This window comes from Streptomyces sp. B1866, assembly GCF_031932565.1.
GTDB lineage: Bacteria > Actinomycetota > Actinomycetes > Streptomycetales > Streptomycetaceae > Streptomyces.
This window is the reverse complement of the sequence record NZ_JAVSCF010000040.1, coordinates 22307-33360: the sequence shown is the minus strand read 5'-3', so window position 1 is coordinate 33360 and position 11054 is coordinate 22307. Positions and strand designations below refer to the sequence as shown.

General features: G+C 74.7%; 7 protein-coding genes, 1 pseudogene and 1 riboswitch. Of the genes and pseudogenes, 4 read left to right on the top strand and 4 right to left on the bottom strand.

Annotated elements, in window-relative coordinates:
- A pseudogene (locus RKE29_RS08885) lies at window positions 1-332 on the bottom strand (peptidase); the annotation flags it as partial.
- Window positions 333-638: 306 nt separating this feature from the next.
- Window positions 639-1238, bottom strand: a complete 600-nt coding sequence (locus RKE29_RS08880) for a PadR family transcriptional regulator (RefSeq protein ID WP_312004541.1) — start codon at window positions 1236-1238, stop codon at window positions 639-641.
- A 226-nt stretch (window positions 1239-1464) separates the two neighbouring features.
- On the opposite strand from RKE29_RS08880, the gene RKE29_RS08875 reads away from it, so the two are divergent.
- Together RKE29_RS08875 and RKE29_RS08870 are read left to right on the top strand one after the other, a co-directional pair.
- A complete protein-coding gene (locus RKE29_RS08875) occupies window positions 1465-4041 on the top strand; it encodes a DUF262 domain-containing protein (RefSeq protein ID WP_312004540.1) in 2577 nt (858 codons plus the stop codon).
- A gap of 81 nt (window positions 4042-4122) precedes the next feature.
- The gene (locus tag RKE29_RS08870; protein WP_312004539.1) at window positions 4123-4944 is read left to right on the top strand and encodes a PhzF family phenazine biosynthesis isomerase; all 822 of its coding nucleotides are present in this window, start codon (window positions 4123-4125) and stop codon (window positions 4942-4944) included.
- Between the two features lie 49 nt (window positions 4945-4993).
- Here RKE29_RS08870 and RKE29_RS08865 read toward each other — a convergent pair whose 3' ends face one another.
- Window positions 4994-5746, bottom strand: a complete 753-nt coding sequence (locus tag RKE29_RS08865) for a type II CAAX endopeptidase family protein (RefSeq protein WP_312004543.1) — start codon at window positions 5744-5746, stop codon at window positions 4994-4996.
- A 618-nt stretch (window positions 5747-6364) separates the two neighbouring features.
- On the opposite strand from RKE29_RS08865, the gene RKE29_RS08860 reads away from it, so the two are divergent.
- Both RKE29_RS08860 and RKE29_RS08855 read left to right on the top strand, forming a co-directional pair.
- Window positions 6365-6949 carry a hypothetical protein gene (locus tag RKE29_RS08860; protein WP_312004538.1) on the top strand — a complete coding sequence of 195 codons (585 nt, stop codon included), beginning with the start codon at window positions 6365-6367 and terminating at the stop codon, window positions 6947-6949.
- Window positions 6950-7277: 328 nt separating this feature from the next.
- Window positions 7278-7484, top strand: coding sequence for a DUF5999 family protein (locus RKE29_RS08855; protein ID WP_312004537.1), 207 nt, complete (start codon window positions 7278-7280; stop codon window positions 7482-7484).
- 211 nt (window positions 7485-7695) lie between these two features.
- On the opposite strand, the gene gcvP is transcribed toward RKE29_RS08855, so the two are convergent.
- Window positions 7696-10593: an aminomethyl-transferring glycine dehydrogenase gene (gene gcvP / locus RKE29_RS08850; protein ID WP_312004536.1), complete on the bottom strand. Its 2898-nt coding sequence runs from the start codon at window positions 10591-10593 to the stop codon at window positions 7696-7698.
- A 193-nt stretch (window positions 10594-10786) separates the two neighbouring features.
- Window positions 10787-10884, bottom strand: a riboswitch (glycine riboswitch).
- Window positions 10885-11054: the final 170 nt, after the last annotated feature.

Genomic DNA, 11054 nt, shown 5'->3' with positions numbered 1-11054 from the left:
AACGCGGCCGCCACGGCCGCGGCCGCGGCGGGCGACCAGCCCGGCGCGCCGCCCTCCGCGCCGGGGGCACCGGCCCCGGGGCCCGCGACGGGGACGGCGCCGGAGTCCTCCACCGTGCGGCTCCACCGGAGCCTGTAGCCGACGGCCCGCTGGACGAGGTAGCCGCGCACCCGCGCCACCTGGGCCGGTCCGCCGTCGAACGCGGCCGCCACGGCCGGGTCCGACTCCAGGAGGGCGTGCAGCAGGTGCGCGGTGTCGACCTGCCGGTCGGCGCCGAGCAGGGCGCGCCGGCGCGCGCCCGAGACCGCCGCGGCCAGCTTCTCGCCGAGCACCGCGCACGAGCCGTACCGGCCCGCCCGCTCCGCGCCGTGCGGGCCGGTGGGCGCGCCGCCGGCACCGGCCGACCGGCCGGCGCAGGCGGGGGTACGGGGAGGATGTCGCACGATCCCACCCCATCAGCCCGGAGCCGCCAAAGCGTCCCCAGAGCGGATCATCCACGCATCCCACGGTGGTTGCGCGCCCACCGGCCGGCTCTCCTCCTCCGGGAGGACCCGCCCCCGGCGGCCCTCGGGGAAAGCGGGGGCGGTGCGCCCCGCGCGGGGGTGCACCGCGTCGGCCCGCCGCGATCCGTGCGCCGGTCAGTCGCCGTCCTCGTCGGCCAGGATCAGGTAGAGCCTCTTACGGGCGTCGTTGATGACGGCGAGGGCCTTCTGCCGCTGCTCGGCACTGCCCGTCCGGAACACCTGCGAGAACGCCTCGATCAGGCCGGCCGCGGCCTGCCGGATCTCCCGCGCCGCCTCCCAGTCGACGCCCCGCCCGACCGCCTCCCACGGGGTGCCGGGGGCCGCCTCGGCCTCGGCGCTGCCCGCCTCGGTGAGCGAGAACAGCTTCTTGCCGCCCTCGGTCTCGCTGCTGATCAGCCCCTCGTCCTCCAGGAGCTGAAGGGTGGGGTAGACGGAGCCCGGGCTCGGCCGCCACGCGCCCCCGCTGCGCTCGCCGATCTCCTGGATCATCTCGTAGCCGTGCATGGGGCGGTCGCGCAGCAGCGCCAGGATCGAGGCGCGCACGTCCCCGCGCCGGGCCCGGCCGTGGTGCGGTCCGCCGCGCCCCCTGCCGCCGAACGGGGGCCCGCCGAAGGGCGGCCCGAACGGCCCGAAGGCGGCGCGCCGCCGCTCGAAGTCCGCCCACCCGTGGCGCTCGAAGCCGCGGTGCTCGGTGTCGTGTCGTGAGGTACGCATCATGTCGTCCTTTCGGTTTCCTTCCTTGACCTCTCGTGATAGCTCAACGATATATCGGAAGCGATCGGACGGCAAGGCCCGGATCCGAAGGAGCCGCGTGCGCGGTCGTCCGCGCCGCGTCCCGCGGACCCGTCCGTCCGCCCGCGGCTCTCCGGTTGTCAGTGGGTGGCCCTAGGGTCGTTTCCCTAGGCAGTCGACCGGAGCCGGAACCAGTGGGGGGACCACGATGCAGGTCAGGGAAACGCTGTTCGCCGATCTTGTGCAGGGGCGGGCCCAGCAGTACCAGGTGCCGCTGTACCAGCGGACGTACTCCTGGCAGGAGAAGCAGCTGACGCAGCTGTGGAGCGACGTCCTGGAGCAGGCCGAGCTGATCGGAGCGGAGCGGCAGGCGAGCCCGCACTTCCTCGGCTCGGTGGTTCTCGCCCCGTCTCCGCAGAACGAGCCGACCTTCCCCCGCTGGCTCGTCGTGGACGGCCAGCAGCGGCTGACCACGCTCAGCCTCGCGCTCGCCGCGCTCCGCGACCACGTCGCGGACACCCGGCCGGACGAGGCCGAGCGCATCAGCGAGGACTACCTGGTCAACAAGCGCATGACCGGCGACGACCACTTCCGCCTGCTGCCGACCCAGGCCGACCGGCCGCAGTTCGCCGCGCACCTGCGTGGCCCGGAGCCCGGGCCGGCCGCGGGCGGCACCGTCGCCGCGGCCTACGGCTTCTTCCGCCGCCGGTTCGCCGAGACGGAGGATCCGGCTCACCCGCGGGAGGTGTTCCGCATCGAGCGGGCCATCACCACCCGGCTCACGCTGGTGGCGGTGACCGCGGAGCGCGGGGACAACGTGCACCGCATCTTCGAGTCCCTGAACAACACCGGACGCCGGCTCAGCCAGGCCGACCTGCTGCGCAACCACGTGTTCATGCGGCTGCCCAGCCGCGGCGAGCAGGTCTACGAGACGTACTGGCTGCCGTTGCAGGACAGCCTGAGCAACGACGAGCTCGAACACCTGATGTGGCTGCATCTCGTGCTCGACGGGGACGACCGGGCCCGCCGCCAGGACCTCTCCTCCGCCCAGCAGCGGCGCTTCGAGGACGGTGAGGCGGGCGAGGCGGAGATCGAGGCGTACGTCAGGGAGCTGCACCGCCGCGGTGCCCTCCTCCGCCGGCTGCTGCACCCCGAGCAGGAGCCGGACGCGGCGGTCCGGGCCTGCCTGCACCGCCTGAACGCCTGGCAGGCGCAGGTCACCCACCCCGCGCTGATGCTCCTGCTCGAACGGCGCGAGCGCGGGGAGCTCGACTCCTCCGACACCGCCCGCGCCCTGTCGTACATCGAGAGCTTCCTGGTGCGCCGGATGATCTGCCGGGTGCCGACGAACAGCCTCGACGGGATCTTCCGTGCCGTGCCCGGACAGCTCCCGCTCGGCGTGCCCGTCGCCGACGGCCTGCACCGGCTCCTGTCCGCCGACGGCCGCTTCTGGCCCGCCGACGACGAGCTGCGCGAGAAGGTCCGCACGGGGCCCTTCTACCAGTACGGGCGCTGGCACCAGCGCAAGATGGTGCTGCAGCGGCTGGAGGAGAGCTACGGGCACCCCGAGCCGGTGGACTTCGCCACCGCGCGGCTCACCATCGAGCACGTCATGCCGCAGTCGCCCGGCGAGGAGTGGATCCGGACGCTGGCCGAGGACGCGGCCGACGGGGAGAGCGCGGAGGACCTGCACGCCCGGCTGCGGCACACCCTGGGGAACCTGACGCTCACCGCGGTCAACGCGGAGCTGTCCAACCACCCCTTCGAGCGCAAGCAGGACCTGCTGCGGGGCAGCCATCTGGAGATGAACCGGCGCATCGCCGCCACCGGCCGCTGGGGCGCTGAGGAGATCCTGGCCCGCGCCGACGACCTGGCCGACCGGGCGGTCGCGCTGTGGCCGGCCCCGCTGCCCGGCGCCGGCCGCGTGGAGCGCGGCCGTGACTGGCGGCTGGCCCACGAGGTGCTCGCGGCGCTCCCGCACGGGACGTGGACGTCCTACGGCGACCTGGCCGCGTTCCTCGGATCCGGCGCCCAGGCCGTGGGCACGCATCTGGCCAGCACGCCGAGAGTGGCCAACGCCTACCGGGTGCTCACCGCCGAGGGACGGATCTCCGACGGCTTCCGCTGGGCGGACCAGGACTCCGGAGGCGACGTCCGCGCCCGGCTGGCCGCCGACGGGGTCCGCTTCACGGTCGCCGGCTCGGCCGATCCGGCGCAGCGCCTCACCGCCGACGACCTCGCCCTGCTGGCCGCGAGGGCCGACGACGGCCAGGCGGACGGCGAGGAGGCCGCACAGGGCACCGTGGCCGGCGGCCGGGGCGAGGAGACGCGCGCCGACCGGTTCCTGCGCCAGCTCGCCGCGGACGACTCCGCCGGGACGGTGGCGGCGGTGCGCGCGCTCCTGTCCCGCTGGGAGGCGCTCGGCGGCTGGATCGGGTACGGGGCGGGACACGTCACCACCAGCGCTTTCCTCATGCTCGGCGAGGCGGGCGCGCCGGGCCGCGGCATCTGGCCGCTGACGCTCTACCCGGGCACCGGGCGCGGCGGCACCGCGGAGGTGGTCTTCCAGCACCTCGCCGCGCGGGAGCCGTTCACCGACCGCCCCCTGCGCGCCGAGCTCCTGCGGCGCCTGAACGGGCTGGAGGGCGTCGGCATCCCGGAGGGCAAGCTGGAGCTGCGTCCCGGCTTCCGGCTGTCGCTGCTGGAGAAGGACCGCAACCACGACCTGCTCGCCGAGACCCTGGCGTGGTTCCGGGACCGGTGGGAGGGCCGGGGCGCGTCCTGAAGGCCCCGCCGCCGGACACCGGTCCACGCTCCGCCGATTGGCCGTGGCCCGCATGCCCGCGCGCCGCCTACGGTCGCGGGCATGCGGATACGAATCGTCGACGCCTTCACCGACCGCCCCTTCGCCGGCAACCCGGCCGGCGTCCTCCTCCTGGACGGGCCCGCCTTCCCGGACGACCGATGGCTGCAGCAGGTCGCCGCCGAGGTGAACCTCGCCGAGACCGCCTTCGCGCACCGCCTGCCGGCCGGCGCCGAGGCCGACTGGGCGCTGCGCTGGTTCACCCCGGCCCAGGAGGTCGACCTGTGCGGCCACGCCACGCTCGCCACCGCGCACGTCCTGCGCACCACGGGCACCGCGAGCGGCACGGTCCGCTTCGCGACCCGCAGCGGCGTGCTGGCGGCGGACGCCGACGCCTCCGGGACGATCACCCTCGACTTCCCGACCGCCCCGCTCACACCGGTCGACGTACCGCCGGACGTGGCCGTCTGGCTGGGCGCGGAGGTCCTCTCAGCCCACGACACCAGTCCGAACCTCGGCGACCTGCTCGTGGAGCTGGCCGACGAGAAAGCCGTGCGCGCCCTCACGCCCGACTTCCGGGCGCTGGCCGGGCTCAGCCACCGGGCCGTCGCCGCCACCGCGCTCGCCGCGGACCCGGCCGCCGGCTACGACTTCGTCTCGCGGGTGTTCGGCCCGGCCGTCGGCATCGACGAGGACCCGGTGACCGGCAGCGCGCACACCGCCCTCGCCCCCTTCTGGTCCGCCCGGCTCGGCCGTGACGAGCTGACCGGGCTGCAGGCGTCCGCCCGTACCGGGCTGGTCCGCACGGCGCTGCGCGGGGACCGCACGCTGCTGACCGGCACCGCCGTCACCGTCATCGACGGGGATCTGCTCACCGCGCCCTGACCGCCCGCGCGCGAAGCCGGCCCGGGCACCGTTCGCGGCGGCGGGCCGGCTACGCCGTGGGCAGCCAGTCCACCGTGCCCGCCAGCAGCGCGTACCCGACGAAGGCCACGGTGTCGATCATCGCGTGCGCCGCGACCAGCGGCCCGACCCGCCCCCAGCGGCGGTAGAGCAGCACGAAGACCACGCCCATCGCCATGTTGCCGGCGAACCCGCCGAGCCCCTGGTAGAGGTGGTACGTGCCGCGCAGCCCCGAGCTGGCCAGCAGCGCGGCCGCCGGTGTCCAGCCCAGCTGGCCGAGCCTGCGCAGCAGGTAGCCGACGACGACCACCTCCTCCAGCACCGCGTTCTGCACCGCGGAGGCGATCAGGACCGGGATCTTCCACCACACGTCCGGCAGCGATTCGGGCACCACCGTGAGGTTGCCCCCGGCGGCCCGCGCGCCGAGGTAGAGCAGCAGTCCGGTGCCGCCGATTACCGCCGCGACCGCGGCCCCCCAGCCCAGGTCGAAGCCGGGGCGGCGGCGGTCGAAGCCGGTGGCGCGCAGCCCCACCCCCTCGCGCCGCAGCAGGTGGGCCACGAGCGCGACCGGCACCAGGGCGGTGGCGATACCGAAGAGCTGCCAGGCGAGGTCCAGCCACGGCCGGCCGGGCGCCGCCGAGGTGTTCAGCCGCGCGGCCTGGTCCCGCAGCCCCCCGGGCCTGGTCACCGAGCCGACGAAGCTGATCAGCGCGGACACGGCGCTCGCGCCGAGGGACAGCGCGAGTACGAGCAGCGTCTCGTCGCGCAGGGTCCGCCGGGGCAGCCCGGGCCCGGCGGGGGCGCCCGCCGCGTCACGCGCCTGTGCCCGCACTCCTGCCTCCGTCTCCGCCGTCCCGCCGCACCGTCCGTCCGCCGCACGGGCTCGGCCGCCGACGTCCGCCGGACGTCCCGGACCCTCCGGGTCGGACAGCAGCATCCTTCCAGGAGCGGCCGTCGCCCCGGACGCCCCACCCGGGCGCCGGGCAGGCCGGGCGGCCCGCCGGCCGGACGGGCCCGGCGCGGGCGTGTGTCCGCGCGCGCGAGTGCACCTCTGTACACCCTTTCCGCACGCCAGGCGCCTCGCAGTGCGCCGGGCGGCGGAAATCCGGTCCATCGTGCTCCCACACAACCGCAAGGACAAAGCACCCCATTAAGGGGCATAACACAGGGAATTTTCGCTCCGGAGAGGTCCGGATAAGCCCTTGTCCGCAATGCGGGAGACGGCTAAGTGAAACATACCGGGAACACTTGTCGGATAAGCTGCTCACTTGAGGCAGAGAGTCACAGCCCCGACGATCCGTCCCGGCCCACCTCTGACCCGTCTTCCTTCCCGTTCCCTCCAGCGCCATCCACTCGACCCGCGCACCACTTCGCACGTGTCCCTTGAGAGAGGCGACCGACCATGCCGCTGCACGTCCCCCCGGCTCCAGCGCCTGCTCTGCGCAGTGTCCTCACAGCCCTCGGCTCCCGCGCCGTCCGCGAGACCCGCCCCTCGGCCCTCAGCTCGTTAGCCACCCCCGTCGAACCGGAACTCCCGCTGCCCGTCCACATCCTGGACGACATCGCCGGGACCGGTGGTCCGCCGCTCACGCGGCTGACCGGCTGGCGGTTCCTGGTCCGCGGCGGCGACCGCCTGGTCGCGGTCGCCGAGACCATGCTCACCGCGGACGGCTGGGCCTTCTCGCACTTCTGCGAGGGTCCGTACGTGACCTCCACCGAGCAGGCCCTGCGCCAGGCAGAGGCGCTGCCGGACGCGTACCAGCCCCGCCTGCTGTCCGTTCCCGAGCTGTACATGCTCACCCTCTGGCTGCGCCGCGACCCGGAGGCCGACCCGGCCGCCGGCGGCCTCGACCCGGATGACCTGCTGATACCGCTGGCTCCCGCGCCTCCCGGCATCGCGGCCCACCGCGAGCACCGGGCGGCGGACCTGCTGCCGGTCCTCACCCACCGGCTCACCCCCGCCCCGCTGCTCGGCTCGCCGGTCTGACGTTCCGGCACTCCAGCCACTCGCGCCCCGCGGCCCCATGGCCGCGGGGCGCACGGCTGTGCGCGCCACGCGCCTCACCCGGACGGACCAGTCCATCCGGACTATCTCGAACCACTCGAAGAGATGGTGAGGTTCCGGTAACCCGTCCGCAGGAGTGATGCGTCATGATGGGATGAGGACGGCCGCGCCGAAATCCCTGCGGAATCGCGGCCGAAACGCAACACTGTGACCCGACGACCACTGGATACGATACTGATACGGGGGGCGGCCAATGGACGCCGCATCAAGCCGCAGGACAGTCACCACAACGCAGCGAAAGAACCCTTCCATGTGCGAGCACCAGCCATCGTGCCCATCAGCGGACTCCGCCGACCGGGAAGCAGCCCACTTGGTGGCGCACTACCCGGAGCAGGGGTGGAGCCTTCTGTGCAACGGTGTCCTCCTCTTCGAAGACACCGGTGAGCTGCTGCCCGACGGGCAGGTCATCGCCCCTCGGCGGTCGCTGGGCACCGAGCACGTCGCCACCGCCGCCTAGGAAAGCCAACCCCAGGGGAGCACCGCACCCTCCCCACGGGGCCGGTCCGGCGAGCCGCCGGACCGGCCTTTTGCATAAGCAGCCGACATCTCGGATGAGAATACCGCGGCTCACATGAGAAGCGCTCACGGGGGGGCCGCGGTGGCGCGGCCCCGTCGGCGCCCGGCCACCGCCGGGTCCGGTGACCGGGCCCCGCCCGGCCGGTGGCCGGTCAGTGGTCGTAGGAGTCCACCGGCGGGCACGAGCAGACCAGGTTGCGGTCCCCGAACGCCCCGTCGATCCGCCGCACGGGCGGCCAGTACTTGTCCGCCGCCGGCACGCCCTCCGGGAAGACCGCCTCCTCCCGGGTGTACGGGTGCGGCCACGGGCCGCCCAGCGCCTGCGCCGTGTGCGGCGCGTTCCGCAGCGGATTGTCGTCCCTCGGCCACTCCCCCGAGCCGACCCGGTCGATCTCCGCGCGAATCGCGATCATCGCCGCGCAGAAGCGGTCCAGCTCGGCCAGGTCCTCGCTCTCCGTCGGCTCGATCATCAGCGTCCCGGCGACCGGGAAGGACATCGTCGGCGCGTGGAACCCGTAGTCGATCAGCCGCTTGGCCACGTCGTCCACGGTCACCCCGGTGGCCTTGGTCAGCGGCCGCAGGTCGATCACGCACTCGTGGGCGACCAGGCCGCCCGGACCGGTGTAGAGCACCGGGTAGTGCGGCTCCAGGCGCCTGGCGACGTAGTTGGCGCCGAGCACCGCGACCTGCGTGGCGCGGCGCAGCCCCTCGGCGCCCATCAGCCGGACGTACGCCCAGGAGATCGGCAGTATGCCCGCCGACCCCCAGGGCGCCGCGGAGACCGGGCCCACGCCGCCCTCCGGCCCCTTGCCGTCCACCGCCGGGTGGCCCGGCAGGTACGGGGCCAGGTGCGCGCGCACCGCGACCGGCCCGACGCCGGGGCCGCCGCCGCCGTGCGGGATGCAGAAGGTCTTGTGCAGGTTGAGGTGGGAGACGTCGCCGCCGAACCGGCCGGGCCTGGCCAGGCCCACCAGCGCGTTGAGGTTCGCGCCGTCCACGTACACCTGGCCGCCCGCGTCGTGGACGGCCGCGCAGATCTCGGCGACGTGGCTTTCGAACACGCCGTGCGTGGACGGGTAGGTGATCATCAGGACGGCCAGCTCGTCGCGGTGCCGGTCGATCTTCTCGCGCAGGTCGTCGGCGTCGACCTCGCCGTCCGCGCCGGTCTTCACCACCACGACCCGCATCCCGGCCATGACGGCGCTCGCGGCGTTCGTGCCGTGCGCGGAGGACGGGATCAGGCAGACGGTGCGCCGCTCCTCGCCGCGCGCCCGGTGGTACGCCCGGACCGCCAGCAGCCCGGCCAGCTCGCCCTGCGATCCGGCGTTCGGCTGGAGGGACACCGCGGCGTAGCCGGTGATCGCCGCGAGGTGGCTCTCCAGCTCGCGGATCAGCTCCAGGTACCCCTCCGCCTGGTCCAGCGGGGCGAACGGGTGCAGCCCGGCGAACCCCGGCCAGGTGACCGGCTCCATCTCGGCCGTCGCGTTGAGCTTCATGGTGCACGACCCGAGCGGGATCATGCCCCGGTCCAGCGCGTAGTCCCGGTCGGCCAGGCGGCGCAGGTAGCGCAGCATCGCGGTCTCCGAGCGGTGCCGGTGGAAGACCGGGTGGGTCAGGTACGCGTCGTCGCGGCGCAGCGCGGCGGGCAGCGCGTCGTCCGTCCGCGCGTCGAGCGCGTCCACGTCGGGGGCCGGCACGCCGAAGGCGGCCCACACGGCGGCGAGCTGGTCGCGGCCGGTGGTCTCGTCGCAGGCGATGCCGACGTGGTCGGCGTCGGTCAGGCGCAGGTTGACCCCGCCGGCGCGGGCCGCGGCGACCACCTCCGCGGCCCGGCCCGGCACGCGCGCGGTGAGGGTGTCGAAGTACGCGCCGTGCACCACCTCGACGCCGCCCGCGCGCAGGCCCGCGGCGAGCACGGCGGCGTAGCGGTGCGTGCGGTGCGCGATGGCGGCCAGCCCCTCGGGGCCGTGGTAGACCGCGTAGCACCCGGCCATCACGGCGAGCAGCACCTGCGCGGTGCAGATGTTGCTGGTGGCGCGCTCGCGGCGGATGTGCTGCTCGCGGGTCTGCAGGGCCAGGCGGTAGGCGGGCCGCCCGTCCGCGTCCACCGACACGCCCACGAGCCGGCCCGGCAGGCTGCGCGCGTAACCCTCCCGTACGGCCATGAAGGCGGCGTGCGGCCCGCCGAAGCCCATCGGCACGCCGAAGCGCTGGCTGCTGCCCACCGCGATGTCCGCGCCCAGCGCGCCCGGCGAGGCGAGCAGGGTCAGCGCGAGCAGGTCGGCGGCGACCGTCACCACCGCGCCCAGCTCGTGGGCGCGCTCCACCACCGGCCGCGGGTCGCGCACCGCGCCGGACGCGCCGGGGTACTGCACCAGCACGCCGAACAGGCCGCGTCCGGCCACCTCCTCGGGGATGCCGCCGGCCAGGTCGGCGACGGCCACCTCGATGCCGACGGGCTCGGCCCGGGTGCGCAGCACCGCGATGGTCTGCGGCAGGCAGTCGGCGTCCACGAGGAAGACGCCCGGTTCGCCGTCCGGCGACTTCACCGCGCGCCGGGACAGGGCCATGGCCTCGGCCGCCGCCGTGCCCTCGTCCAGCAGCGAGGCCCCGGCGGTGGGCAGGCCGGTCAGGTCGGCGACGACGGTCTGGAAGTTCAGCAGGGCCTCCAGCCGGCCCTGGGAGATCTCCGGCTGGTAGGGCGTGTACGCGGTGTACCAGGCCGGGTTCTCCAGCACGTTGCGCTGGATCACCGGCGGGGTGAAGGTGCCGTGGTAGCCCAGGCCGATCATCGAGGACAGGACCTCGTTGCGGGCGGCGAGGGCACGCAGCTCGGCCAGCACCCGCGCCTCGTCCAGGGCGCCGGGCAGGGCGAGCGCCCCGGCGTCGGCGATCGTCTCCGGCACGGCGGCCGCGGTCAGCTCGTCGAGCGACCCGAAGCCGACCTGGGCGAGCATCTTGGCCTGCGCCGCGGCGTCGGGCCCGATGTGGCGGCGGGCGAACGGCGTGCCGCGCTCCAGCTCGGACAGGGGAATGCGAGGGGCGGTCATGGGCGAGGGCCTCCTGGTCCGTACGACCCGGTGAGGGCACCGCGCGGCGGCGCCCCGGACGGCCTCCCCCTCTGTCATCTCGACCTGAGAGCTTCACCGGGCCGGCGTGCGCGGCCGCGGCTTGCACCGTCGGTGAGGTCGCGGCCCGGGCCGGTGGTGCGCCCCTTGAGCCCGTCCTGCTTTCCAGAGTGACCTCACCCGCGCGGTACCGGTGCCTGAGAGATTCCGGGGAGGATTTGCTCCTTCGGCGCCTCCGACAGCGTCGGCGGAGGACTCTCCCGCGTGGGGTCTGCAGCCGACAGCCAGCCTACCAGCGCGTAGCACGGCGTGGCGGGAAGGCGTAGCCCGAGTGGACGCGCGGCCGGTTGTGGCTTTTCGTAGGTAGTCGGGGACGGCCCGGGACAACCGGGGCCGCCCGGGTACGCGGGGGATGGCCGAGAGCGGGACGAGTGTGGGAGAGG

Coding starts and splice junctions, on each gene's coding strand:
- RKE29_RS08875 (WP_312004540.1), top strand. CDS start 1,465: ATGCAGGTCAGGGAAACGCTGTTCGCCGATCTTGTGCAGGGGCGGGCC.
- RKE29_RS08855 (WP_312004537.1), top strand. CDS start 7,278: ATGTGCGAGCACCAGCCATCGTGCCCATCAGCGGACTCCGCCGACCGG.
- RKE29_RS08860 (WP_312004538.1), top strand. CDS start 6,365: ATGCCGCTGCACGTCCCCCCGGCTCCAGCGCCTGCTCTGCGCAGTGTC.
- RKE29_RS08870 (WP_312004539.1), top strand. CDS start 4,123: ATGCGGATACGAATCGTCGACGCCTTCACCGACCGCCCCTTCGCCGGC.
- RKE29_RS08880 (WP_312004541.1), bottom strand. CDS start 1,238: ATGCGTACCTCACGACACGACACCGAGCACCGCGGCTTCGAGCGCCAC.
- gcvP (WP_312004536.1), bottom strand. CDS start 10,593: ATGACCGCCCCTCGCATTCCCCTGTCCGAGCTGGAGCGCGGCACGCCG.